Raw genomic sequence first — 25,044 nt, 5'->3', positions numbered from 1 at the left:
TATACCCAAACTGCCTGAAAAAAACAGGTTTTTTCCATAAAAAAAGGGAGGCGGCAAGCCGCACTCCCGAGGTTCTGCTTTATTGCAGGCTGGCGTAAATGGCTTTCAGGTTTTCTTCCATCAGGGCCAAATACCCTTTGTCACTGCCTTCACTGCCCTCCAGGGTGTGGATGGGCACCACCTTGGCTCCCACTTCCTTGGCCAGGGCTTCGCTGGTCTTGGGGCTGATGGCCGCTTCCGTAAAGATGGTGGTTACCCGATGTTCTTTGCAGTAGCTCACCAGCTGGGCCATCTGCTTAGCATTGGGCTCGCCGGAAGCAAAGACGGATTCCACACTGTTCTGGGTCAGGCCAAAATCCCGGCACAGGTAGGCAAAGGCCGCATGGCCGGTAACGAATTCTTTCCGGGGCAGGTTTTGGAATTTTCCCTTATAGGTATTTTCCAGGTCCTGGAGCTTCTTTTCGTAGGCTTCCCCGTTCTTTTTGTAGTAATCCCCATTGGCCGGATCCGCCTTGGAGAGGCCCTCCACAATCTGGTCCACCTCGTTGCGGGCACAGGCCAGGGACAGCCAGGCATGGGGATCGTACTGGCCATGCTCCTTGATTTCATCCTCATCGGTATTTTTGATGGGGGTTACATTCTTGGCCGCTTCCACCACCAGCAGTTTGGGATTGTCCGCAGCCTTCACCATATCGTCCGCCCAGGGCTCCATGCCCAGGCCCTGCTTTACAAAAACCTTGGCTTCATGCAGCCGGGTCATATCCTTGGGCGTGGGCTGAAAATCGTGGGGTTCCGTGCCGTCCGGAATGATGGTGGTAATTTCCACCTTATCCCCGCCCACAGCCTGGACCAGTTCCTTCATGGCATAAAAGCTCACCGAAACCGGCAGCTTGCCGCTTTTCTTTTCTGGGGTACTGGAACTGCCGCAGCCGGCCCCCAGCACCAATAAACACAGGCTCAGCACCAGAGCCAATCCTTTTTTCATCCTTGCTTCCTCCACTTCTTGCAAATGATTTGCATCTTCTCGCGTTCCCTATCATACCACGCCGCTGGCCTAACGTCAATAAATGCAAATGCCTTGCATTTCTATGTGAACACTTCTATAATAAACTATTGTCATCTGGAAATCCCAGAGATTTGCCAGAGAATATTTTGGGAAAGGATTTAACCCCATGTTAGCTTTAAGTCATATCTACTTTGCCTACGAGCAAGGTCCCTATTTATTGAAAGACCTGTCCATGACCATTCAGGACGGGGATTATATCGCCATTGTGGGAGAAAACGGCAGCGGCAAAAGCACCCTGATCAAATTGATGCTGGGGCTGCTCTCCCCCAGCTCCGGCACCATCCGTTCCACCTTCCGGCGGCCGGCCTACGTGCCCCAGCCCACGGATATGGTAAACAAGCAGTTCCCCATTACTGTCCGGGAAGTGCTGGACTATACCCGGCAGATTCTCCATATCAAGGACAAAAAAGTGGTGGACCGGGTGCTGGACCAGATGCATATTACGGAGCTGCAGGAACACCTGATTGGCGCCCTGTCCGGCGGCCAGTACCAGAAGGTGATGATTGCCCGGGCCCTTTTGGGCAAGCCGGACCTGATGATTTTTGATGAACCTTCTACCGGCATGGACCTCAAGAGCCAGGACGACCTGTACCCTTTGATTCAGCAGTTAAATGCCCAGGGCATCACCATTGTCACGGTGGAGCACAACCTGCGCTACGCCGCTTCCCATGCCTCCACCTTCTTCCACGTGGTCCAGTCCCAGGGCCATTTCTGCACGCCTCAGGAATATATCCAGGAATATCTAGCAGAGAACGGAGGGAACCGTCATGTTTGAATACGCCTTTATGCGCAATGCCTTTATGATCAGCGTGCTGATTTCCCTGATCTGTCCCCTGATTGGGATGTTCCTGGTGCTGCGCCGCTACTCCATGATTGGCGACGCCCTGAGCCACGCTTCCCTGGCCGGGGTGGCCACGGGGCTTCTGCTGGACTGGAACCCCATCCTCAGTGCCTTCTGCCTGACCTCCTTTTTCGGGCTGCTCATTGAAGTCCTCCGGGAGAAATTCCGGCGCTATGCGGAACTGACCCTGGTGATTGTCCTGTCCCTGTCCGTGGGCATCGCCATTACCATTATCAGCTCCGGCCTGGTCCACGCCAATGTAGATTCTTTCCTGTTTGGCAGCATCCTGACCGTTTCCCAGAAAGAAGTGCTGACGGTACTGGTGCTGACCATCATTTCCCTTTTGACCATCCTGGGACTCTTTCCCCAACTGGTCATGCTGTCCTTTGACGAGGACGGTGCCCGGATTGCCGGCGTCAAGGCCCGGGCCATCAATTATATTTTTTCCATCCTGGTGGCAGCCACCATTTCCGTATCCATCCGGATTGTGGGGATCCTGGTCATCAGTTCCCTGATTGCCCTGCCGGTGGCCACCGCCCTCCAGCTGCAGAAGGGGTTCCGCCAAACCCTGTTCTTGTCGGTGGTGTTCAGCTTCATCGACATCTTGTCCGGGCTGTTTGCTTCCTATTGGCTGGGAGCCGCCCCGGGGGGCATTACCGCCATTGTGTCCGTGGTGCTCCTGATGCTGGTGATTTTCTATAAGGAGCTGTCCCAAAAGCTCCAGCAAGGAGGTGCCCATGCTGAATAGTACAGAACCGCTGACCAGTGAGGAGATGATCCGCCGGGTAGGGCTCAAAAGCACCAAAGCCCGGAACCAGGTGCTTCAAATGATGCTCCGCCAGCGGGAAGTTCTCTCTGCCGACGAAATCTATGAAAAACTGCTCCAGGAAGGAGCCCATCTGAATTTTTCCACCGTATACCGGATTTTGGAAATGTTCACCGAGAAAAAGCTTACGGAAAAGATGCTGCTGCCGGGCTCCCGGAAATACGGCTTCCTGCTGTACACCCTGAGCCACACCCATCACCTGATCTGCCTGGGCTGCCACAAGGTGGTGGACATTGACGGCTGTCCCCTCCACGGCTTTGAGGAAGACCTGGCCCGGAAAACCCACTTTGAAATTGTGGGCCACTACCTGGAACTGTACGGCTACTGTGCCGACTGCCAGGCCAAACGGGAAAAGGAATAGCGTCCCAAACAAAAAAACGGCGGGGGGTGTGAAATAATACCTACCCCTGAAAGAAAAAATGGCTTGCGAGCTCAAAAGAGTTCTCAAGCCATTTTTGTTGTCCGTTATAGCCGTATCTAATAAACTTCCTCAGTCAGTCCTGCGGACTGACAGCCCCTACACGCTTGCAGGGGCCAGTCTTAGGCCTATACGAGTCATGTGCAAAACGGATATAGCAAAGCAGCATAGTTCGTAAATGCCTGGCACTACCCTAGTCTATTACTTGACCAGTAGCGTCATAGAATGCTTCCTGCAAGCGTGTAGGAAGTGTCGCCGCAGGCGACGATAGAAGTTTCATTATTTCACAGCCCCAGTCGTTTTATTTTGTCTTAGCGTACCGGCCGGGCGTAGTTTAACGGGTTCACCGTATTCCCGTTCTGCCGCATTTCAAAGTGCAGATGGGGCCCGGTGCTGTAGCCGCTGCTGCCCACGTAGCCGATGACGTCCCCCCGCTTCACATGCTGTCCCGGGGTTACGGCAATGGCGCTCATATGGCCGTAGCAGGTCAGCATGCCATTGCCGTGATCAATGCTGACAAACCGTCCGTATCCGCCGTTCCACTGGGCTTCCTGGACCACGCCGGTGGCCGAAGCCCGCACCGGCGTGCCGTAGTCCGCGGCAATATCGATGCCCGGATGGTAGTCGCTACCTTTCCCAAAGGGATCGGCCCGCATCCCGTAAAAGGAGCTGATTTCCCCGCCGCTGAGGGGCCACCCGTAGGTGCCGTCCCCGGAGTAGGACAGGGCCAGCAGCATATTGGTGAGGTTTTCCTTCTTGTAGCCCAGCCGCTTCCGGTTGATTTCATCCTGGACCTCCAGCACGGAAAGCTGGTCGGCCGTGGTGGAACCACCCTGGCCGCCGTTATCCAGCTCCTTGGATTTTTGGTCCACGGTTTCTTCGCCAATCTTGACCCCGTCCTGGGCCAGTTTCTTCCGGACCGCGTCCTCCAGCTGGACCACCTGGCCCAGTTCCTTCTGGAGTTTTTCGTTGTTGTCCATGAGCTTAGCCATCCGTTCCGTGTAGACCCCGTAGTCCGCCCGGTAGTTGGCCAGCTCCAGCTGTTCATCCCAGGCCCGGACCAAAAGGCCGCCGCAGACCGCCAGCCCCATCAGGCAGACCAGGAAAACCCCGGCAAAGCCGAAAATCAGCTTGGTGCCCCCGTGGAATTCCCGGACTTCCCCGTTTTCATCTTTCCATTCCAAAGAAAGGCCGGCGCCCAGGAAATGGCCCTTGGGCAACAGGCCGGAAAAGTAGCTGCCCAGCTTTGCCAGTTTTTCTTTGCTTTTGCTTTGCTCCATACCTTCAAACTCCTTTACCTGTCCCAGGGCGCTGCCGCCGGGACTGCCAACAAGAAAGGGGCTGTGAGCAGCTCACACCCCCAAATGGTTTTTGTGGTTTTGGCCTGGCAGGAAGCTTTGCCTGTCCTGCCAAATAAGAATCCTTATACTGATAGCTATTGTACTAGGAATCCTCCTACTTTGCAAGGATTGCTCCAAAAATATCACATTTTACTTCCGTAAAGCGGCATAAATACAGGGCTTTTCAAAAGACTCATCAGTCAAAAAAATACTTCCCCAGCCGTTTTGGTTGAGGAAGCAGCACACATTTATTTTTTATTTTTCCTGGGGTTTTAATAGTCCCAGTTTCCGGCCCAGCAGCACCATCCGCCGGCCCACAAAGGGAATCTGTGCCAGTTCGTCTTCCGGCATGGTCTTCAGCAGCAGCAGGAGCAGGGCATACACCGGAATGGCTACCACCATGGCCCCAATAATGCTCAGGAACCGGGTACCCGGGAACAGCAGCAGAAAGCCTTTTACAGCGGCCCCCATGACCACAGCGGCCACCAGGGTTTTCAGCAGCTGTTTCACTTCCAGGGAGAAGCCCGTGTACTTCTGGATGAAGAACAGGTTCAGCAGGGCAGCAATCCCAATATCCGCCACCGTAGCCCAGGAAGAACCCACAATCCCCAGGGAGGGAATGGCCGTCAGGTTCCAGTTCAGGAACACCTTGGCCGCAGCGGCAATAATCATATTGAACACCGGAATCTTGGTCCGGCCCAGGCCCTGCAAAATCCCCGTACTGACCTGGTGCAGGCCCAAAAGGAAAATGGCCCAGCTCATGGTTTCAATGGCCGGCCCGGCGTTGGGAGCGCTGTAGATCAGGGTAGCTACCCGGCCTCCCAGCACGTGGAGCCCAATGCTGCAAGGAATGGTAATGACGGCAGCTACGGAAAAGGCCGTGCTGACCTTTTCCCGGATGCCGGAGGTATCATTTAAAATCCGGGACTCGCTGATGGCAGGCACCAGACTGATGGAAAGGGCCGCGGTCAAGATGGTGGACATATTGACCAGGGGCACCGCCACCCCGGTAAGATACCCGAACAGGGTGGTGGCTTCCGGCAGGGTCCAGCCCCCGGCCATGAGCCGACGGGGCACAATCATCATATCCAGGTTGGAAACTACCGGCAGCATCAGGCTGGACATGGACACCGGCAGGGCCAGGGTCACCAGTCTTTTGATGATGGTCCAGGCGGATTCCGGCGGCTTGGCCGGAGCGGTCAGGCCCTTGGGAAACAGCTTATGCTTCAGCCGCAGGTAGAAAATCTGCAGTACCACCAGGCCGCAGAAAGCACCGGCCCCAGCCCCCATACTGGCCCCTGCCGCTGCATAGGTCAGACCTCTGGGCAGCAGCAGGTAGGAAAAGGCGATCATGGTAAATACCCGCACCGTCTGTTCCGTAATTTCCGAACAGGCGGTAGGAATCATAATCTGCATCCCCTGGAAATACCCCCGGAAACTGGACAGGAAGGTGACGAAGAATACCGCCGGGGCCAGGGCAATGATGGAATAGTAGGCCCGGGGATCGGCGATAATCTTGGACTGAATCAGATACCCTGCCCCGCCCCACAAACACAGGGAGAAGAACAGGCCCGTAAAGAACAGGAGCCGCAGGGACACCCGAAACACCCGCTGGGCTCCGAAATAATCATCCTGGGCCACCTTTTCTGCGGTAATAATGGAAATGGCCACGGGAATACCGGCGGAGGAAACCGTAATGGCCATCAGATAGATGGGGAAGCCCATCTGGTAGATGCCGATTCCTTCGCCCCCCATAACCCGGGACAAAATGGCCCAGTTCAGGGCCCCGATTACCTTTACCACAATACTGGAAATGGTTAAAATCATGGTTCCCTTGAGGAATTTTGTTGTTTTATTCCCTGCTGGTTTTTGCACTTCCTGTTCCATGCCACACACCCTTCTGCCAGAAAAAATCAATTTCAACACAATTGTTTTATTTTATCATATTTTGGCCCGTCTGGCGCAGAAATCCCGGAAATCCCACAAAGGCTTTCCACTTTTTTCCCAGATTGTTCATTTATAAGTGTAAACATTTTTGTAACATTTGAAGATTTCCTTATGTGTCCGTACCAATTAAAGCGGCCTTCTGTCTTTTTGGAGTGTACACGTATTCTTGTTCCAACCTGCTTTCCTGCACCCCATCAAGGAGCAGCGCCCGGGAACCTGAAAAACCGTGAAAATCCCCGTTTTTCCTAGCTATAAGCCATTTCTAATAAGGGCCAGCAGCTTTTCCAAAAGCCCTCAAAATGGGGTGAAAAATAACCTCTTTCCCTACGGGTTCCATCTAGTATTTTTAGTTAAATGTGCTATAATTATATACACTTTAAGTAGAGGTGCATCATGAGTACGTATAATGTAGGTTTAGACATCGGGTCCACGACAGCGAAAATTGTTGTCCTGAACCAAAATAAGGAAGTCGTTTTTACCCGGTACAGACGCCACCAGGCCAATGTGCCTGCCGTTCTCCGGGAAGAACTGCAATCCTTGCGCTCCCAAATCGGAGCTGCCCGCCTGAAGCTGAAAATTACCGGTTCTGTCGGCATGGGCCTGGCAGAAAAATTCCAGCTTCCTTTTGAGCAGGAAGTCATTGCGGCCACCAAATTCGTCAAGGAAAAATATCCCGAAGTGGCCACCCTGATCGACATCGGCGGCGAAGACGCAAAAATTGTATACATCAAACCCGATGGAAGCTGCGATTTGCGTATGAACGGCAACTGTGCCGGGGGCACAGGGGCTTTCCTGGACCAAATGGCAGTTTTGCTGAAGGTTCCTGTGGAAGAGCTCAACGGCCTAGCAGAAAAGGCCCAGCACGTCCATTACATTGCCTCTCGCTGCGGTGTGTTTGCCAAAACAGACATCCAGAATCTCCTAAGCAAGAATGTCAGCCGGGAAGACATTGCCATTTCCATTTTCCACGCTGTAGCCGTCCAGGTCATTTCCACCCTGAGCCACGGCTGCACCATTGAGCCCAAAATCCTGCTTTGCGGCGGCCCCCTGACCTTTATGCCGGCCCTGCGCAAAGCCTTGATGGACTGCCTGCGCATTCCCTATGTGAACTTCATTGTGCCGGAAAACGCCAACCTGATTCCGGCCTACGGCACAGCCATCAGCGCCCAGGACGCTCCAGTTATCGGCTTTGATGAGCTGGTAGAACGGTTTGCCCAGGCTCCCAAGACCGTCATCCGGTCCGAGGATGTGCTGCCGCCGATTTTTAATTCCCCGGAAGAATACGCAGCGTGGAAAAAGGAAAAGGAAGCGGACTATATCCAGCTGACGCCCTTAACGGCGGATACCCAGGACGTATACCTGGGCATCGACTCCGGCTCCACCACCACCAAACTGGTGGTCACTGACCCCCAGGACCGGATTCTGTTCACCTATTACACTCCCAATAACGGCAACCCGCTGGGGGCCGTGCAAAAGAGCCTGGAAGCGTTCTACGCCAAATGCCTGGAAGTAGGGGCCAATCCCCTGGTGAAGGGCAGCTGCTCAACAGGCTACGGGGAAGACCTGATCAAAGCCGCTTTCGACCTGAAAACCGGCATCATTGAAACCATTGCCCACTATCTGGCAGCCCGGAAGATCAACGATAAGGTTTCCTTTATTCTGGACATTGGCGGCCAGGATATGAAGGCCATTTTCGTGGACCATGGGGTCCTGAACCGGATGGAACTGAACGAATCCTGTTCCGCCGGCTGCGGCACCTTCCTGGAAACCTTTGCCAAGGGCTTAAACTATTCCGTCAGCGACTTTGCCAAAATGGCCTGTGAAGCCAAAATGCCCTGCGACCTGGGCACCCGCTGCACGGTGTTCATGAACTCCAAGGTAAAACAGAGTCTCAGGGAAGGCCTGACCACCCCGGATATTTCCGCGGGACTTGCCTACTCGGTGGTAAAAAACTGCCTGTACAAGGTACTGAAGCTGCAAAACACCCTGGACCTGGGGAAGGAAATCGTGCTCCAGGGCGGTACCATGAAAAACGACGCTGTGGTCCGGGCCTTTGAACTATTGACCCATACCACCGTGCACCGGAGCAATATCCCTGAAATCATGGGAGCCTACGGCTGCGCCCTGTTTGCCAGAAGCCGGGCCGAAGGTTCCGTGACCCTGGACGAACTGCTCCATATTGCCACCTATACCGACAGCCAGCTCCAATGCCACGGCTGCGAAAACAACTGCCTGATCAAAAAATACAATTTTGCCAACGGCAGCACCTATTTCTCCGGAAACAAATGCGAAAAATTCTTCACCAACAACAGGGAAGACGTAAAACCCGGGGAAAACATCTACGAATACAAATACAAGCTGCTCTTTGACCGGCCGGTAAAGGAAGACGCGGAACGCACCATTGGCATTCCCCGCTGCCTGAACATTTACGAGGACTACCCCTTCTGGCACGCCCTGTTTACAAGCTGCGGGCTGAAGGTCCAGCTGTCCGACCCCTCCACCTTCAAAAACTATGAAGGCGGCATCCACGATGTCATGTCGGACAACATCTGCTTCCCGGCCAAACTGGTCCACGGGCACATCAACAACCTGGTGAAAAAACGGGTAAACCGGATTTTCATGCCCTACGTCATCTACGAACACCAGGACGACAAGCGCCAGTTAAACAGCTACAACTGCCCGGTGGTTTCCGGGTACTCCGACGTCATCAAAAGCGTAGCCGATACCCAGATTCCCATCGATTCTCCCCCCATCAACTTCCAGGATGAAAAACTCCTGAAAAAGCAGATTCGGGAATATCTCAGCTACATTGGCTTCGACCGGTTTACTGCGGACAAGGCCTTCCAGGCCGCAGTGGCTGCCCAAAAAGCCTACAGCGACGCCATCAAGGCCAAAAATCAGGAGATTCTCCAAAAGAGCCGGGACAACAAGCAGCTGACCATTCTTTTGGCCGGCCGGCCTTACCATACGGATCCCCTGATCCAGCACAAGCTCAGCGAGTCCATTGCAGCCATGGGCATCAACGTCATCAACGAAGACCTGCTCCGGGATGACAGCAGCGTAACCATTGACGATTCCTACCTGGTGCGCCAATGGGCCTACATCAACCGAATTTCCAAGGCAGCGGACTGGGTGGCCCGGCAGGACAACAGCATCCACTTTATGGAAATGACCTCCTTTGGCTGCGGCCCGGACGCCTTCCTCCAGGATGAAATCCGGGGAATCCTCCAGCGCCATGGCAAGGCCCTGACCCTGCTGAAAATCGATGATGTTTCCAACATCGGCTCCCTGAAGCTGCGGGTACGGTCCGTGGTGGAAAGCATCCGCTACAACCGGGATGCCAAGCAGGAACCGGATCCTTTTGTGGATACCCCCCGCTTTGAAAAGTCCATGAAGGACTACACCATCCTGGCCCCCTTCTTTACCCCGTTTATTTCTCCCCTGATTCCGTCCGTGATGAAACTGGTGGGCTACAAGGTGGAAACCCTGCCGGAAAGCACCGTCCAATCGGCGGACCTGGGGCTGAAATTTGCCAACAACGAAGTCTGCTATCCGGCCACGTTGGTGGTGGGCGACTTTATCCGGGCCCTCCAGTCCGGCAAGTACGACCCCGCCCACACCGCGGTTGCCATTACCCAGACCGGCGGCCAGTGCCGGGCCTCCAACTACTTTGGCCTGATCAAGCACGCCCTGATTTCTGCCGGCTTTACCGAGACCCCGGTATTGTCCCTGGCTACCAGCAAGAATATCAAAAATGACCAGCCGGGCTTTGAAGTCAACTGGCTGAAGATTGCCAAGATCACCATTTCCACCGTGCTGTTCTCCGACTGCCTGTCCAAGTTCTTCAACGCTTCCGTAGTGCGGGAAACCGTCAAGGGCAAGGCCCTGGAACTGCGTGACAAGTACCTGGATTTGGCCAAGAAGGAAATCGAGGCCAACAGCTCCAGCGGCCTGCTGAAGCTGCTTCAGGCAGCTGCCGAAGAATTCAACGCCCTGGCCAAGCCGGAAGTACGCCTGCCCCAGGTAGGCATTGTGGGTGAAATCTACCTGAAATTCAACAGCTTTGCCCATAAGAACATCACCACCTGGCTCATGGACCACTCCATTGAAGTGATGCCGCCGCTGCTGACCCCGTTCTTCATGCAGGCCTTTGTAAACCGGGTCACCAACAAACGGTTCGGCCTGGAACGGCACCCGGTACCCAACATCCTGGTAGATTTCATCTATATGTGGGTTACCAAGCAGATCAAGAAATTCAACGACATCGGCAAAAACTTCCAGTACTTCACCCCTATTGAAGATATCTTTGAGCTGGCCAACGACGGGAAACAGATCATCAACATGGCTGCCCAATTTGGGGAAGGCTGGCTGCTGCCGGCAGAAATCGTCAACTTTGCCAAATCCGGCATTGAAAACGTGATCAGCCTCCAGCCCTTCGGCTGCATTGCCAACCATATCATTTCCAAGGGAATTGAAAAGAAAATCAAATCCCTGTACCCCCAGATGAACCTGCTGAGTCTGGACTTTGACAGTGGCGTCAGCGACGTAAACGTCACCAACCGGCTGCTGCTGTTTGTGGAAAATATCCGGGCACCCCAAGCCCGTCCTGCCGCCAGCGAAAAGCAGCAGGACGGACTCCTGGGCCAAGGTCCGGAACCGGAAATCATGCTGTAAAAAAAGAGCGCAAGGCCAAGTGCCTGCGCTCTTTCTTTTGCTTTTCGTTATAGCTTTAAGCTATGGCAAATGCATATTTTTAAGTATTTCCCCTGTTTCCGGAAACCTGCTATACTAACGGCATGGAAACAAGAGAGAATCAATAGGAATTCATTCCCCTAGGAGGCATACAGTATGACTACCAAAAATAAACCGCCCTTTCGTTATGACATTGTAGGCAGCTTTCTGCGTCCCGCTGCCCTGAAAGAAAAAAGAGAAGCCTTTGCAGCCGGCAAGATTACTGCCGCAGACCTGAAAGCAGAAGAAGACAAACAGATCCGCAGCCTGGTGGCCCAGGAAAAGAAGGTGGGCCTAAAGGCCGTTACCGACGGCGAATTCCGCCGCCGCTACTGGCACCTGGACTTTTTGGCCGACCTGGAAGGCGTTACCGAAGTCAAGGCCGAACACTGGTCCGTAGCCTTTAAGGGGGCCCAGCCCAAGGCTGCCACCGTACGGATTTCCGGCCCTCTGGGCTTTGGCGCCCATCCTTTCCTGGACCATTTCCGTTTTCTGAAGGAAGCCGCCGGAGATACCCTGGCCAAAATGACCATTCCCTCCCCCAGCATGCTACACCTGATCTGCTGCGTCCGGGAAAAGAATTACCAGCCCATCGACCTGTACAAGGACGAGGCCAAGCTGTTCCACGACATTGCCCTTACCTACCAGCAGGCCATTCGGGCCTTCTACGCTGCCGGCTGCCGCTACCTGCAATTAGACGATACCTCCTGGGGGGAATTCTGCGATGCGGACAAACGGAAAGCCTACGCAGAACGGGGCTTTGACCTGGATCAGCTGGCCAAGAACTATGTGGCTATGATCAACCTGGCCCTGGAAGCCAAACCTGCCGATATGACCATTACCATGCACATCTGCCGGGGCAACTTCCGCTCCACCTGGTTCTCCTCCGGCGGCTACGAACCTGTGGCAGAAACCCTGTTCGGCGGCTGCAAGGTAGATGGCTTCTTCCTGGAATACGATTCCGAGCGTTCCGGGGACTTCCAGCCCCTGCGCTTTATCAAGAACCAGCAGGTGGTCCTGGGCCTGGTAACCTCCAAGACCCCAGAACTGGAAAAGGAAGCGGACATTGTGGCTCGGATTCAGGAAGCTTCCAAGCTGGTACCCCTGGAGCGGCTGTGCCTGAGCCCCCAATGCGGCTTCTCCTCCACGGAAGAAGGCAACCTGCTGACCGAAGAACAACAGTGGGCCAAGCTCCAGCTGATCAAAAAAATTGCGGAAGATGTTTGGGCCGATGCCTGACCGATGCAAAAAATCTCCTGTGCGTAAAGCGCAGGAGATTTTTTATTGGGCCTATTCCTTGATAAATTTTTTCTGCCAGGCCTGGTATTTTTCGCTTTGGACCACCTGAAGGTAAAAATCCATATCGATCATCCGCTCGGCCAGTGCCTGGTCGGAACTGGTTTCCCGCAAAATTCCCAGGGCTTCCAGCTGGGCCTTGATGGCTGTATAGTACAGCAGCTGGGGAAAGGTGATGATCTTATAGCCCATTTTCCCCAGGTCCAGGGCTGTCAGCCCTTCGTACATGGGTTTCCGGGAAATAAAGCCCACATGCAGGGGCGCCTGCACCCGTTTGGGCACTTCTTCCAGCTCCTGCCGGGTTTTGGGCACGATTTTGATCATATCCGCCCCGGCTTCCAGGTAGGCCTGGGCCCGTTCTACGGCTTCCCCAAAGGGAGCATCGGACCGGGCACAGATGACAAAATCCGGGTCCTGCCGGGCAGCTGCAGCAGCCTGGATTTTCCCGCACATTTCCTCCACCGAAACCAGCTTGGGTTCCTGGATAAAGGGGCAGTTGGTGGGCAGCTGCTGGTCTTCGATAAATATCCCGGCCAGTCCCGCCTGCTCAAACTCCTGCACCGTCCGCCGTACGTTCAGGGCATTGCCGTACCCGGCCTCTGCGTCCGCCATAATGGGAATTTCCACGGCCCCGCACATCCGGTGGTACACTCCGGCCATTTCCGTCATGGTCATCAGCCCATTATCCGGAGTCCCCAAATAGTCCCCGTGGATGCCATTGCCGGTGGCTCCGGCCAAGGGAAACCCCGCCATTTCCACCAGCCGGGCCGTCATGGCATTGTAGGCGCAGGGCGCCAAAATGGGTGCTTCCGCTGCCAATAATTGCCGCAGCTTTGTTGTTTTTTTCATGTTCCATTCCCCTTTCCCTGCAATTTTCTCCCTAATTGCTATTCCCTGTAAGTATACTCCCGAGTGTTTCACTCCTGCAACCGGCTGTGCGTCCCCACCGTTTTTTCTTTATGGAATCCTCTTTCTTTGTTTAAGAATTCTTTAACATCCCGGCCTATACTGATAATCATTCAAGTACAAGGCCGCCCTGCGGCAGAATTGAGGTTTCCCATGGAAGATGCAGCCCTTTCCCAACCCTGGTATAAACGCCATTTGGACATCCTGATTTTATTTGTTCTGGGTATTCTGCTGTTTTTTGCAGCCAACAGCCAGCTGCTGATTACGGACCCGGTAGAATCCAACTACGTGCTGACCGCCAAAGAAATGCTGGCCTCCGGCGACTATGTTTCTCCCCGGATTTTTGGCCGGTACTGGTATGACAAACCGATTTTGTTCTACCTGGAACTCATTGCTGCCTTTAAGCTCTTTGGGTTGACTTCCTTTGCCGCCCGCTTTTTCTCAGGAGTCTTTGGCCTGATTGGCGTTTTTCAAACCTACTGGTTTGCCAACAAACTGTACGGCAAACGGGTGGCCTTTCTCAGCAGCCTGATTATGATGACCAGTGTGGAATACTTCTACCTGGCCAAAGCCGTGATTACGGATATGACCCTGTTTGTAACCCTGGACGGGGCCCTGATGCTGTTTTACATTGCCAAGCGGGAGCAGCGTCCCCTGCTGTATTACGGTGCCTACGTTCTGGCTGGCATCGCCATCCTGACCAAAGGTCCCGTAGGGCTGGTGCTCCCCGGCCTGATTATCCTGGCCTATTTGGGGGCCTGCCGGGACGGCCGTACCCTCCGGTCCATGAAGCTGTTTTCCGGCATCCTGGTTTCCCTTTTGGTAGCTGCCCTGTGGTACGTACCCATGATTCAGCTCCATGGCAATGCCTTCCTGGAATACTTCATCGGCGTCCACAACATTCTCCGGGCCACGGTTTCTGAGCATCCCCGGAACAATACCTGGTGGTATTACCTGATGATTTTCCTGATCAGCGGTTTCCCTTGGAGTTTCACCGCCCCCTACCTGTTAAAGAAACACGGCAGGGCCCTGTGGCAGAAGCTGAAACACCGGACCCTGTGGGCCAGTTTGGAGGACCGGCAGCGATACCTGGTAATCTGGGCCCTGGGCATCTTCCTGTTCTTTGAATGCATGGCCACCAAGTACCCTACCTATACCTTCCCCTACCTGCCGCCTCTGGCCATCGGCCTGGCAGCCTACCTCTCGCCCCGCTATGACGGCTGGCTCAAACGGATTGCGGCCAGCATGGTGCTGCTTTTGGTGGTGCTGTCCTACGCCCTGGCCATTCCCCTGTGCCGGCAGGCCTCCTCCTGGGATGCTGCCCAACTGGCCAAGTATTGGGACGGTCCCAACACCCAGGTCTATATCTACGGCGGCCGCTACCCGGTTTCCTTTACCTACTACAGCGGCATTCCCGCCCCGGACCTGAACACCCGGGAAAAAATTGACCAGCAAAAACCTGACGGCATCAGCTGGAACGCCAAAAACATGATGCCCTTTGCCGCCATCGAAGACCTGCCGGAGACCGGCAACATTCTGGTGGTGGTGGAAAAAGGCCACCAAAAAGACTTCCTCCAAACCGTGCCCGGAGATTGGCAAAAACTGGGCGAACGCGGCCAGTGGGCCGTGTGGACAAGAGAATAAAGACGGCAAAAAAGCGCTGCAGAAAGGGTGATTTCCCTTTCTGCAGCGCTTTTTGCCGTCTATTTTTTAAACCGGTACCCTACGCCCCAAACCGTTTCAATGTATTCCGGCTTGGCCGTGGATTTTTCAATTTTTTCCCGAATTCGGTTCACATGGACGGAAACCGTAGCCGTATCTCCCAGGGAGTCCTCTCCCCAAATCCGCTGGAACAGGGTCTCCTTGCTGAATACCTGCCCTGGATTCTCGGCCAGAAATTCCAACAGGGCAAATTCCTTGTTGGGCATCACCACTTCCTTGCCGCCAACATAAACCCGGTGCCCGGCACAATCGATGGTCAGGTCCCCCCGGATGAGCAGTTTGGACGCCTGATTCTGGCCCGTAAGCTGCTGGTACCGTTTCAGGTGGGCCCGGACCCGGGCCACCAGTTCACTGGGACTGAAGGGCTTCACAATGTAGTCATCGGCACCCAGCCCCAGCCCCCGGATCTTGTCCACGTCCTCCTGCTTGGCGGACACCAGGAGAATGGGAATATTCCGCTGCTCCCGGATTTTCCGGCAGACCTGGAAGCCATCTTCGCCCGGAAGCATAATGTCGAGCAGCACCAGAGCAATTTCCGGGTCCAGAGCCCGTTTTTCCCCTTCCTGGCCATTGCCCAGGATTTCTGCCTGAAAACCCGCTGCTTCCAGATAATCCCGCTCCAGTTCTGCAATATCTTCGTCGTCTTCAATGATGAGAATCTTTTCCATGCTGCTGCTCCTTTAAGGGAAATTCCATACAGATTTTCAGGCCCTGGGGCGTATTGGCTTCTGCCCAAATGGTCCCTCCCATGGTTTCCACGATTTTTTTCACAACGGCCAGGCCCAGTCCGCTGCCACTGGCCACATGGGTCCGGGCCCGGTCCGTCCGGTAAAAACTGTCAAAGATTTTATTCAGCTGGTCCTGGGTTACGCCCTGGCCCTGATCCCCAAAAGAAAGCCGCACATAGCCCGGCTTTCCCGGTTCCAGCCGGATTTCCACCCGGCCATCCTGGCCCCGGTATTTGACGCTGTTGCCCAGCACATTGGAAAGCACCCGCTGGAACTGTTCCGGGTCCAGGGCAACGGGAGCCGCAGCCAGGGTACTGGCAAAGGACAGGGTAAGGCCCTGTTTCTCCCAATATTCCTCCTGCTCTGCCAGACAGTCTTCCATAAAGGCCGACAGGTTCACCGTCTGCCAATGGAAGGGCACCTGGTCCAGATCCAGTTTGGACAAAAGCAGCAGGGTCTGGTTCAACCGGCTCATGCTTTCCGTGGTGGTCAGAATTTTCTCCAGGTAATGCTGCTGTTTTTCCGGAGTATTGGCAATGCCTTCTTTAAGGCCGGAGGCATAGCCCTGGATTTTGGTCAGGGGAGTCGCCAGATCGTGGACAATCCCCGCCATCATTTCTTTTCGGTTCTGTTCGTACAGCTGCCGTTTTTCCCGGTTGGCTTTCAGTTCCAGCCGGGTCTTTTCAAAAGCCCGGAGCACGGCCCCAATTTCATCCTGGCTGTCCGCCACAATGGGGGTATCCAAATCCCCCCGGCTGACCTGGGCTGCCGTCCGGCGCAGCCGTCCCAGCGGCTTCAAAAACTGCTGGGCCATGATCCGGGACACCGCCAGGCCGATCAGGGCGGCCATCAGCAGCACCAGCAGGAAGGCTCCCACAAAGCTGCTTTTGAACAACTCCTTGGAGGTCATCTGGAACAAATCGCTTTTTTCCACCAGGGGGTCCGCTCCTACCACTACGGCTTCCAGGCCTTTGGGCGAGGTGTAATGAAAGGCCAGGCCCTTCTCCCCCCAGGCAATGGCACCCCGGCCTTCCGGGGCCCGCTGCTGGGCTTCCTGGAGCAGCGCGTCAGGACTCGTGCCCGGGGTTACGTACAGGGTCTTTCCCTGCTGCAAAAGGGCCACCTGCATCCCCTGATCCTCCAAATGGTCGCAAACCAGCAGCAGATGCCCCAGATCCCGGCCATTGTACTGGTCCGACCGGACTCGGAGCCGGGTCAGTTCAAACTGGATATTCAGCGTGGGCCCGCTTTCCGGCCAAATAAAGGACAGCACATTGGCCCGGTTCAGGTTCTCCATGCCAAAAGCCCAAAAAATTCCAATGCTCAGTACCGCAAAGCACAGGATGGGGGCCAAAATCATCAAATAGTTGGACAGCAGCAGCCGCTTCCGTATGGATAAATCCTTCCACCGCTTTTTCATAACGTAATCTCCTTTTTCCCAAGGAAAAACCGTAGCCAGGGCTTTCCCTGCATTTTCCTATTATACCATTTTCTTTGGGCCCCGGACTTTGCAAAAGTGCCTTCCCCCCCGCCCTTCTCTTGGTGTTTTATTTCATACAGACTGCAACAGGCGTTACAGTTTTAAGATTGTTTTTTCGTTTTTGTCCAAATTCATCATTTTTCGTTGACACTTGTCCGCGAAATCGCTAGAATAGGGACAATTCACTACCAAACAGCAAATGCCTATGATGGGAATAGTACTCCCCAGGGTTTTCCGCAGAGAGCCGGCGGCTGGTGCAAGCCGGCGAAACCCTTGGGAGGAAGCTCCTCCCGGAGGCTCCAGGCCGAAACAGCAGTAGGTCTGGGCGGCCATTTCCCCGTTACCGGAAGCACGTCTTCACGTGCCCAAGTGCCCTGCAGCCGCAGGGAAACAGGGTGGTACCGCGGTTCTTCCGTCCCTCAGCCAAGCTGAGGGACTTTTTTTATGGACTGCTCCCCGCACCAAAAATCCGGCCCGCCGGCCAAAAGGAGGCTATTTATGAAAATGACAGGCGCTGAAGCCATTATTGCCTGTTTCCGCCAGGAACAGGTCCCCGTTGTTTTTGGGTACCCAGGAGGGGCCGTACTGGGCCTGTATGATGCCTTGTACAAAACCGGCTTTCCCCATATCCTTACCGGCCACGAACAAGGAGCCATCCACGCAGCCGACGGGTACGCCCGGGCTACGGGACAGGTGGGAGTGGCCATTGCCACCTCGGGGCCCGGGGTCTGCAATATGGTTACCGGCATTGCCACCGCCCACATGGACTCCATTCCCCTGGTAATCATCAGCGGCCAGGTGGCTACGTCCCTCCTGGGCCGGGACGCTTTCCAGGAAGCGGACATTGCAGGCATCACCACCTCCATTACCAAGTACAACTACCTGGTCCGCCGGGCAGAGGACCTGCCCCGGGTGCTGAAGGAAGCCTTCTTCCTGGCCCGTACCGGCCGGCCCGGCCCGGTGCTGGTGGACATTGTCACCGAAATCTTTGATACCCCCTTGGACTTTACCTATCCGGAGAGCGTCCAGCTGCTGGGCTACGACAGCAGACGCCCGGCCCGGACCCAGGACCTTGCCCGGGCCGCAGCAGCGCTTTCGGCGGCCCGGCGCCCCGTCATCATGGCAGGGGGCGGGGTCATCCTGGCGGATACGGCCGGCACCCTGACCCAGCTGGCCCTGGACACGGGGATTCCCGTAGTAACCACCCTGATGGGCAAAGGCGCCGTACCCGACAGCCTGCCCCAACACCTGGGTATGCTGGGAATGCACGGCAGCTACGCCGCCAATCTGGCCGTTACCGGCTGCGACCTGCTGCTGGCCTTTGGGGTCCGCTTTGACGAGCGTTCCACTGCCAAAGCCTCGGAATTTGCCCCAGCCGCCCAGATTGTCCACTTTAATGTGGACCCCAGTGAAATCAATAAGATTATCCCCGCCCAGATCAGCGTCCCGGCCAGCCTTCAGGATGCCCTGCCCCGTTTCCAGGAAGCCCTCAGGGAGATTTCCGGCCTGAAGGAACGGTTTGCCCCCTGGCGGGAGCACTGCCTGGCCCTGAAGCAGGAAGTGCCCTTTGCCGCCCATACCTGCAAAGACGGGGTTTCCCCGGAGCTGCTGCTGAAGGAGACGGCCCGCAGGGCCCCGGAAGACACCATTGTGGCAACAGATGTAGGCCAGCATCAGATGTGGGCCGCCCAGTTCTTTCCTACGGACCGCCCCCGGCACTTTCTTACCTCGGGCGGTCTGGGCACCATGGGGTTTGGCCTGCCGGCAGCCCTGGGCGCCAAGGCAGGCTGTCCGGACAGCACCGTACTCTTGATTACCGGAGACGGCAGCATCCTGATGAACTGCCAGGAATTTACCACCCTGCCCACCTATGGGCTAGCGGTAAAGACCCTGGTGCTGAAAAACGGCCAGCTGGGGCTGGTACGCCAGCTCCAGCACGTGTACCGGGGCGGCCGGTACTCCCAGACCCAGCTGGTAAAAAAGCCCTCCACAGCGGCCATTGCGGCCGCCATGGGCATTCCTTCCCGGGAAGTTGCTTCCCCGGAAGAGCTGGCGGCGGGGCTGGACTTCCTTTTTGACACGGAGGGCTCCGCCCTGCTGGAGGTCACCGTACCCGCTGATGAACTGGTTTATCCCATGGTTCCCGGCAGCCAAGGCCTGGACCATATGCTTTTAGGAGGAGAATAATCATGCAATGGCAGCATCTTGCCCTTCTGGTCAACAACAAACCCGGGGTTCTGGCCCATGTGGCCGGCCTGCTGGCCCGGCGGAACATCAATATCGAATGCCTGAATGTGGGCTACACGGACCTGGCGGAAATCAGCCGAATCAACCTGATGGTGGAAGTGGACACCCGATTTGCCCTGGACCAGGCCATCAACCAGCTTTCCCAGCTGATTGACGTGATTGCCGTGGTCAACCTGGACGACCAGCCCCTGGTCAGCTATGAACTGACCCTGATCAAGGTCAGCAGCCCCACCGCCCAAATCCGGGAAGAGCTCACCAATATTGCCGGTTTGTTCCACGCCAAGATTGTGGACGTCTACCCGGAATCCCTGATTTTCCGGCTTACCGGCCGGGAGGACCATATCAAGGCCCTGCTCCAGCTGCTCCGAGCCTACACCATATTGGAAATTGCCACCACCGGCCAGATTTCCCTGGGCCGGGGTCCCCATACGGTGAAAGAAACCGCTTTGGCAAAAGCCTGAAGGAGAAAACATGAACCTGGAAAATAACTCACAAATGATCGATTTTACCATTTTTTCTAAGCTATCCGTATTGCGTCCCTTGTTTTTTGACCCAGTAATCCATAAGCTGGCCAAAGCCGCCAAACACCCCGGCAAAAGCCAGCTCAGCCAGGCCCGGGAAAGGGTCCTTACCCAGGCAGAAGCCTGGGGCCTTGGGGGCAACCTGTGGCAGGCCTATTTCTTCCACCTTTTGTGCGAAGGCAATAACCTGGCCGGACGCACGGTGGAAGCCCAGGGGCGGGCCGGCAGCGGTCTGGCAGCAGCTCTGACCCGGGACCTGGAACTGCTCCAGCCCTTCCTGCACCTGTCCGGGGAAGCCGTTTTTAGAGACCCGCTCTATGACAATTACCAGCCTGCCCAACCGGGAAATTCCAAGCTGGAAGACCAGCTGCGGGCAGCGTTGCTGGCGGCCCCAAGTCCCAGGGAGCAGGCCCAGCTTCTCCTTAGCCAGTACCAGCGTTATGGCCGGGGCCAAATGGCCCAGTACGAGGCCTTCTGCCTGGACGCAGCAGGTGCCTTCCAGGGCATTGCCCAATTCCCCCACTATGCCTGGGAGGACCTTTTGGGCTACCAGGACCAGAAGGAAAAGCTCCTGGCCAATGCCCGGCAGTTTATGGCCGGCCGGGGCTGCAACAACGTACTCCTCACCGGAGCCCGGGGCACCGGCAAGTCCACCTCCGTAAAGGCCCTGATTCCCTTGTTCAGCGCCCAGGGCCTGCGCCTGGTGCAAATCAAGCGGGACCAGCTCCAGCTCCTTTCCGGAGCCATGACTGCCGCCGGAAAAATCCGCAGCCACCGCTTCATTTTCTTCTTCGACGACCTGTCCTTTGACGAGAATGAAACCGAATACAAATACCTGAAATCAGCCATCGACGGGGGCGCCGCACCCCAGCCGGACAATGTGATGCTCTGCGCCACCAGCAACCGGCGGCACCTGCTGAAGGAAACCTGGTCCGACCGGAGCGATGCCCTGGAGGCAGAGGTCTTCCGGGAAGATGCGGACAACGAATCCATTTCCCTGTCCGACCGCTTTGGCCTGATCCTGCACTTTGGCGCCCCCACCCAGGCCGAATACCTGGCCATCATTGCCCACGAACTGGAAAAGGAGGGCATCACCCTTTCTCCCCAGGAACTTCGGGTTTTGGGAGTACGCTGGGAAATGGAACATTCCGGCCGGAATGGCCGTATTGCCAAACAGTTTGTCCAGTGGTATCTGGGCCAACGCACAACTGAATAGCTGCTAGGGAACCCCGCCTGCTCCGCAGGCACCCCGGTTAAGACCCGGACAGCGCTACAAGCGTTACACTTTTACACATCAAATTCTTATATTGCAATTTTTTTCTCGTTTTTCTGTTGACAGTTGTTTGCTGTCATTGTAGTATTAGGACATCCTTTTCAACCAAAAGGAAATAACGAGAAATCTGATGACGGGAAAGAGTACTTTGCTCCCAGTTTCTCCCAGAGAGTCGGCATTTGGTGCGAGCCGATAGAAACCCCCAAAGGAAAATCCTCCCCGAAGAGCAATGCTGAAGTGTATTAAGCATTGACGGCTGTCCTCCGTTAACCGGAACGCGTATGTTAGTACGTTGCAGAGAGCTCTGTGCCAGCAATGGCCGGAGAATCAGGGTGGTATCGCGGAATCTTCCGTCCCTAGCATAGGGGCGGATTTTTTTATACCTCTGAAGCCTCCACAACGGGAAACTAAAGGATTTTATTTCAAAAGGAGAGTGTTTCACATGGCAAAAGTATTTTATGACAAGGACGTTAACTGGGATGTATTAAAGGGTAAAACCGTAGCGGTAGTCGGCTATGGCAGCCAGGGTCATGCCCATGCCCTGAACCTGAAGGAAAGCGGCGTAAACGTAGTGGTAGGCCTGTACAAGGGCAGCCATTCCGTAGAAGTGGCCCAGGCAGCTGGTTTGGAAGTAAAGACCGTTGCCGAAGCGGTAGCCAGTGCCGATGTTACCATGGTCCTGATCCCCGATGAAAAGCAGGCCGATGTGTACAAGACGGAAATCGGCCCCAACCTGAAGCCCGGCAGCGCCCTGGCTTTTGCCCATGGTTTCAACATCCATTTCAAACAAATCCAGCCCCCTGCCAACGTGGACGTCTTCATGGTAGCTCCCAAAGGCCCCGGCCATCTGGTTCGCCGCACCTTTGTGGAAGGCGGCGGCGTACCCGACGTATTTGCTGTGGAACAGGATGCCACCGGCAAGTGCTTTGACCTGGCCCTGGCCTACGCCAGAGGTATCGGCGGCACCCGGGCAGGGGTAATCCAAACCACCTTCCAGGAAGAAACGGAAACCGACCTGTTCGGCGAACAAGCCGTTCTGTGCGGCGGGGTCTGCCAGTTGATCACCAACGGCTTTGAAACCCTGTGTGAAGCCGGTTACCAGCCGGAAATCGCCTACTTTGAAACCTTCCACGAAATGAAATTGATTGTGGACCTGATGTACGAAGGCGGCATGGCCAAAATGCGCAAATCCATCAGCGATACCGCTGAATATGGTGACTACACCGCAGGTCCCAAAGTGGTGACCCAGGATTCCAAGGCAGCCATGAAGCAGGTTCTGAAAGACATCCAGGACGGCACCTTTGCCAAGGACTGGCTGCTGGAAAACCGTGCCGGCGGCCGTGCCCACTTCCTGGCGATGCGCCGGCAGCACGCCGAACATCCCCTGGAAAAAGTAGGGGCCAAACTGCGGGCCATGATGCCTTGGCTGCATGAAAACGATAAAAACGAGTAAGACAATCTAAAGGAGGACGGCAGCAATGAAGATGACCGGTGCAGAAGCAGTGATCGAATGTTTGAAAAAAGAACAGGTGCAGGTGGTATTCGGGTATCCAGGAGGAGCGGTCCTCAGCCTGTATGATGCCCTGTACCGGAAACAATTCCCCCATATTCTCACCGGTCATGAACAGGGCGCCGTCCATGCGGCCGATGGGTACGCCCGGGTTACCGGACGGCCCGGGGTCTGCTTTGCCACCTCCGGTCCCGGCGTCTGCAATATGGTTACTGGCATTGCTACAGCCAACATGGACTCCATTCCCCTGGTCATCATCAGCGGCCAGGTGGCCACTCCCCTGATTGGCCGGGATTCCTTCCAAGAAGCGGATATTTCCGGCATCACCACCCCCATCACCAAGCACAACTACCTGGTGAAAAAGGTCCAGGACCTGCCCCGGGTGCTGAAGGAAGCCTTCTACATTGCCGCTTCCGGCCGGCCCGGGCCCGTGCTGGTGGATGTGGCCAAGGACGTGTTTGATTCCACCCTGGACTTTACCTATCCGGAAACGGTTTCCCTAAGGGGCTACAACCCTTCCCGTACCGGCCGGGCCGAAGAAGTGGACGCCGCCGTGGCGGCCCTGTCCGCTGCCAAAAAGCCCGTGCTGATGCTGGGCGGCGGGGTGGTGCTCTCCGGCACCGCTTCCTACCTGCAGACCCTGGCAGAAACCTATGAGCTGCCAGTGGTCTACACCCTGATGGGCAAAGGCGCCATTCCCGACGGCTGGGAATACAACCTGGGGATGCTGGGCATGCATGGTTCCTATGCGGCCAATATGGCGGTAACGGACTGCGACCTGCTGCTGACGGTAGGAGCCCGGTTTGATGACCGGGTCACCGGTTCCGTGGCCAATTTCGCGCCCAACGCCAGGATTCTCCACTTTGACATCGACAAGGTGGAAATCAACAAGATTGTCCACGCAGACATCAGTGTCAACGGAGATCTGCGCTGGTCCCTGCCCCTGCTGCTGGAAAAATTGGCGGCCTGCCCGCCCTCTTCCTTCCACTGGGTGCCCTGGCGCCAGCAGGTGCTGGAGCTGAAGGTCCAGTATCCCTTTGCCACCCGTCCTTCCAGTGACGCCGGGGTGTCCCCCCAGGTGCTGCTGACCCAGCTGGCCCAAAAGGCCGGCCCGGACGCCATTGTCACCACCGATGTGGGCCAGCACCAAATGTGGGCGGCCCAATTCTATCCCCTGACAGAGCCCCGGCATTTTGTCACCTCCGGGGGCCTGGGCACCATGGGCTACGGCCTGCCCGCCGCTTTAGGCGCCCAGCTGGGCGCCCCGGATAAGCCGGTGGTGCTGGTAACCGGGGACGGCAGCATCCTGATGAACTGCCAGGAATTTGCCACCCTGCACAAGTATGGTATCCCGGTGAAAACCGTGGTGCTGCGCAACGCCACCCTGGGTATGGTAAACCAGTGGCAGCGGATGTTCTACGGCGGCCGCTGCGCAGAATCGGACCTTACCCGGAACCCTTCCATGGCCCGGGTAGCAGCCGCCATGGACGTGCCCAGCTTTACCTGCAGCCGGGAAGAAGAACTGGCCGGTGCCCTGGCCCAGCTCTTCAACACCAGTGGTCCTGCGCTCCTGGAAGTGACCATTCCCCCGGACGAAAATGTGTACCCCATGGTACCTGGGGGCAAGCGGCTGGATGAAATGGTATTGGGAGGAGAATGACTATGCTGAAGCAGCATCTGGCCATTTTGGCCGACAACAAACCCGGTGTTCTGACCCATGTGGCCGGCCTCATCAGCCGCCGGGCCATCAACATCGAATACATCAACGCCGGCTACACGGAAGAACCGGATGTAACCCGGATCAATATTGTGGTTTCCGTGGAAGACCGGTGGGAGCTGGACCAGGCCATCAACCAGCTGGCCAAGCTCATTGACGTCATCAAGGTGGTGGACCTGGATGACGCCCCCTTTGTCAGCTATGAGCTGGCCATGATCAAGGTAAAAAGCGGCAGCCCCGCCATGCGAGAAGAGCTGACCAATATTGCCAATCTGTTCCACGCCAAGGTGGTGGACGTCCAGCGGGAATCCCTGATTCTCCGGCTTACCGGCCGGGAAGACCACATTGATGCCCTGCTGGAGGTTCTGGAAGACTACGAAGTACTGGAAATCGCCCGTACTGGCCAGATTTCCCTGGGCCGGGGCCTGGTTCCCGTTAAAAAAATGTAACACCCATAAAAAAACGACTTTCCAAA

The 25,044-nt window shown here is 55.9% G+C and carries 18 protein-coding genes and 2 other annotated features; of the genes, 12 read left to right on the top strand and 6 right to left on the bottom strand.

Annotated elements, in window-relative coordinates; genetic code table 11:
* Positions 1–79: 79 nt before the first annotated feature.
* Positions 80–985: a metal ABC transporter substrate-binding protein gene (locus DW089_RS00530; RefSeq protein ID WP_105326703.1), complete on the bottom strand. Its 906-nt coding sequence runs from the start codon at positions 983–985 to the stop codon at positions 80–82.
* Positions 986–1,172: 187 nt separating this feature from the next.
* Here DW089_RS00530 and DW089_RS00525 point away from each other — a divergent pair, with 187 nt between their 5' ends.
* Genes DW089_RS00525 through DW089_RS00515 form a run of 3 tightly spaced genes read left to right on the top strand, consistent with a single transcriptional unit; the run spans position 1,173 to position 3,094 of the window.
* Positions 1,173–1,841, top strand: a complete 669-nt coding sequence (locus DW089_RS00525) for a metal ABC transporter ATP-binding protein (protein ID WP_105326702.1) — start codon at positions 1,173–1,175, stop codon at positions 1,839–1,841.
* Positions 1,834–2,655, top strand: coding sequence for a metal ABC transporter permease (locus DW089_RS00520; RefSeq protein ID WP_105326701.1), 822 nt, complete (start codon positions 1,834–1,836; stop codon positions 2,653–2,655). The genes DW089_RS00525 and DW089_RS00520 overlap by 8 nt, the downstream gene beginning before the upstream one ends.
* A complete protein-coding gene (locus DW089_RS00515; RefSeq protein WP_105326700.1) occupies positions 2,645–3,094 on the top strand; it encodes a Fur family transcriptional regulator in 450 nt (149 codons plus the stop codon). Before DW089_RS00520 ends, DW089_RS00515 begins: the two co-directional genes overlap by 11 nt.
* Positions 3,095–3,462: 368 nt before the next feature.
* Here the strand turns inward: DW089_RS00515 and DW089_RS00510 are convergent, their stop codons facing one another.
* Both DW089_RS00510 and DW089_RS00505 read right to left on the bottom strand, forming a co-directional pair.
* The gene (locus tag DW089_RS00510) at positions 3,463–4,431 is read right to left on the bottom strand and encodes a M23 family metallopeptidase (protein WP_118286645.1); all 969 of its coding nucleotides are present in this window, start codon (positions 4,429–4,431) and stop codon (positions 3,463–3,465) included.
* Positions 4,432–4,746: 315 nt separating this feature from the next.
* Positions 4,747–6,378 (bottom strand): polysaccharide biosynthesis protein, encoded by a 1,632-nt coding sequence (locus DW089_RS00505; protein WP_105326698.1) that lies wholly within the window; start codon positions 6,376–6,378, stop codon positions 4,747–4,749.
* A gap of 453 nt (positions 6,379–6,831) precedes the next feature.
* Between DW089_RS00505 and DW089_RS00500 the strand changes: the two genes are divergently transcribed.
* Entirely contained in the window at positions 6,832–11,112 is a 4,281-nt protein-coding gene (locus tag DW089_RS00500) for an acyl-CoA dehydratase activase-related protein (protein ID WP_105326697.1), read from the top strand.
* A gap of 174 nt (positions 11,113–11,286) precedes the next feature.
* A complete protein-coding gene (locus tag DW089_RS00495; RefSeq protein ID WP_118286644.1) occupies positions 11,287–12,408 on the top strand; it encodes a 5-methyltetrahydropteroyltriglutamate--homocysteine S-methyltransferase in 1,122 nt (373 codons plus the stop codon).
* Positions 12,409–12,459: 51 nt separating this feature from the next.
* Here the strand turns inward: DW089_RS00495 and DW089_RS00490 are convergent, their stop codons facing one another.
* Entirely contained in the window at positions 12,460–13,314 is an 855-nt protein-coding gene (locus tag DW089_RS00490; protein WP_105326695.1) for an oxaloacetate decarboxylase, read from the bottom strand.
* Between the two features lie 210 nt (positions 13,315–13,524).
* On the opposite strand from DW089_RS00490, the gene DW089_RS00485 reads away from it, so the two are divergent.
* On the top strand, positions 13,525–15,015 hold the full coding sequence (locus tag DW089_RS00485; RefSeq protein ID WP_105326694.1) for a glycosyltransferase family 39 protein: 1,491 nt from the start codon (positions 13,525–13,527) through the stop codon (positions 15,013–15,015).
* A 59-nt stretch (positions 15,016–15,074) separates the two neighbouring features.
* On the opposite strand, the gene DW089_RS00480 is transcribed toward DW089_RS00485, so the two are convergent.
* Both DW089_RS00480 and DW089_RS00475 read right to left on the bottom strand, forming a co-directional pair.
* Positions 15,075–15,761, bottom strand: a complete 687-nt coding sequence (locus tag DW089_RS00480; RefSeq protein WP_105326693.1) for a response regulator transcription factor — start codon at positions 15,759–15,761, stop codon at positions 15,075–15,077.
* Positions 15,739–17,241: a HAMP domain-containing sensor histidine kinase gene (locus tag DW089_RS00475; RefSeq protein WP_105326692.1), complete on the bottom strand. Its 1,503-nt coding sequence runs from the start codon at positions 17,239–17,241 to the stop codon at positions 15,739–15,741. Before DW089_RS00475 ends, DW089_RS00480 begins: the two co-directional genes overlap by 23 nt.
* A gap of 256 nt (positions 17,242–17,497) precedes the next feature.
* Positions 17,498–17,724 (top strand) — a binding site (T-box leader).
* A gap of 75 nt (positions 17,725–17,799) precedes the next feature.
* Here DW089_RS00475 and ilvB (DW089_RS00470) point away from each other — a divergent pair.
* From ilvB (DW089_RS00470) to ilvN (DW089_RS00445), 6 genes are all read left to right on the top strand, one after another.
* Positions 17,800–19,488, top strand: a complete 1,689-nt coding sequence (gene ilvB / locus DW089_RS00470; RefSeq protein WP_105326691.1) for a biosynthetic-type acetolactate synthase large subunit — start codon at positions 17,800–17,802, stop codon at positions 19,486–19,488.
* A gap of 2 nt (positions 19,489–19,490) precedes the next feature.
* A complete protein-coding gene (gene ilvN / locus DW089_RS00465; RefSeq protein WP_105326690.1) occupies positions 19,491–20,009 on the top strand; it encodes an acetolactate synthase small subunit in 519 nt (172 codons plus the stop codon).
* A gap of 10 nt (positions 20,010–20,019) precedes the next feature.
* The gene (locus tag DW089_RS00460; RefSeq protein ID WP_233547517.1) at positions 20,020–21,285 is read left to right on the top strand and encodes an ATP-binding protein; all 1,266 of its coding nucleotides are present in this window, start codon (positions 20,020–20,022) and stop codon (positions 21,283–21,285) included.
* A 178-nt stretch (positions 21,286–21,463) separates the two neighbouring features.
* Positions 21,464–21,703: a binding site (T-box leader), on the top strand.
* A gap of 81 nt (positions 21,704–21,784) precedes the next feature.
* Positions 21,785–22,795: a ketol-acid reductoisomerase gene (gene ilvC, locus DW089_RS00455; protein ID WP_105326689.1), complete on the top strand. Its 1,011-nt coding sequence runs from the start codon at positions 21,785–21,787 to the stop codon at positions 22,793–22,795.
* 25 nt (positions 22,796–22,820) lie between these two features.
* On the top strand, positions 22,821–24,512 hold the full coding sequence (ilvB, locus tag DW089_RS00450; protein WP_105326688.1) for a biosynthetic-type acetolactate synthase large subunit: 1,692 nt from the start codon (positions 22,821–22,823) through the stop codon (positions 24,510–24,512).
* Between the two features lie 2 nt (positions 24,513–24,514).
* A complete protein-coding gene (gene ilvN / locus DW089_RS00445; RefSeq protein WP_105326687.1) occupies positions 24,515–25,018 on the top strand; it encodes an acetolactate synthase small subunit in 504 nt (167 codons plus the stop codon).
* Positions 25,019–25,044: the final 26 nt, after the last annotated feature.

This window comes from Acidaminococcus sp. AM05-11 (genome assembly GCF_003472805.1).
Taxonomy (GTDB): Bacteria; Bacillota; Negativicutes; order Acidaminococcales; family Acidaminococcaceae; genus Acidaminococcus; species Acidaminococcus hominis.
This window is presented reverse-complemented; position numbering and strand designations above follow the sequence as displayed.

Bases quoted from the DNA above. Each gene is read 5' to 3' on its own strand.
- DW089_RS00510 (WP_118286645.1), bottom strand. From the start codon at position 4,431: ATGGAGCAAAGCAAAAGCAAAGAAAAACTGGCAAAGCTGGGCAGCTAC.
- ilvC (WP_105326689.1), top strand. From the start codon at position 21,785: ATGGCAAAAGTATTTTATGACAAGGACGTTAACTGGGATGTATTAAAG.
- ilvB (WP_105326691.1), top strand. From the start codon at position 17,800: ATGAAAATGACAGGCGCTGAAGCCATTATTGCCTGTTTCCGCCAGGAA.
- ilvN (WP_105326687.1), top strand. From the start codon at position 24,515: ATGCTGAAGCAGCATCTGGCCATTTTGGCCGACAACAAACCCGGTGTT.
- DW089_RS00520 (WP_105326701.1), top strand. From the start codon at position 1,834: ATGTTTGAATACGCCTTTATGCGCAATGCCTTTATGATCAGCGTGCTG.
- DW089_RS00500 (WP_105326697.1), top strand. From the start codon at position 6,832: ATGAGTACGTATAATGTAGGTTTAGACATCGGGTCCACGACAGCGAAA.
- ilvN (WP_105326690.1), top strand. From the start codon at position 19,491: ATGCAATGGCAGCATCTTGCCCTTCTGGTCAACAACAAACCCGGGGTT.
- DW089_RS00505 (WP_105326698.1), bottom strand. From the start codon at position 6,378: ATGGAACAGGAAGTGCAAAAACCAGCAGGGAATAAAACAACAAAATTC.
- DW089_RS00495 (WP_118286644.1), top strand. From the start codon at position 11,287: ATGACTACCAAAAATAAACCGCCCTTTCGTTATGACATTGTAGGCAGC.
- DW089_RS00485 (WP_105326694.1), top strand. From the start codon at position 13,525: ATGGAAGATGCAGCCCTTTCCCAACCCTGGTATAAACGCCATTTGGAC.
- DW089_RS00460 (WP_233547517.1), top strand. From the start codon at position 20,020: ATGAACCTGGAAAATAACTCACAAATGATCGATTTTACCATTTTTTCT.
- DW089_RS00480 (WP_105326693.1), bottom strand. From the start codon at position 15,761: ATGGAAAAGATTCTCATCATTGAAGACGACGAAGATATTGCAGAACTG.
- ilvB (WP_105326688.1), top strand. From the start codon at position 22,821: ATGAAGATGACCGGTGCAGAAGCAGTGATCGAATGTTTGAAAAAAGAA.
- DW089_RS00530 (WP_105326703.1), bottom strand. From the start codon at position 985: ATGAAAAAAGGATTGGCTCTGGTGCTGAGCCTGTGTTTATTGGTGCTG.
- DW089_RS00525 (WP_105326702.1), top strand. From the start codon at position 1,173: ATGTTAGCTTTAAGTCATATCTACTTTGCCTACGAGCAAGGTCCCTAT.
- DW089_RS00490 (WP_105326695.1), bottom strand. From the start codon at position 13,314: ATGAAAAAAACAACAAAGCTGCGGCAATTATTGGCAGCGGAAGCACCC.
- DW089_RS00475 (WP_105326692.1), bottom strand. From the start codon at position 17,241: ATGAAAAAGCGGTGGAAGGATTTATCCATACGGAAGCGGCTGCTGCTG.
- DW089_RS00515 (WP_105326700.1), top strand. From the start codon at position 2,645: ATGCTGAATAGTACAGAACCGCTGACCAGTGAGGAGATGATCCGCCGG.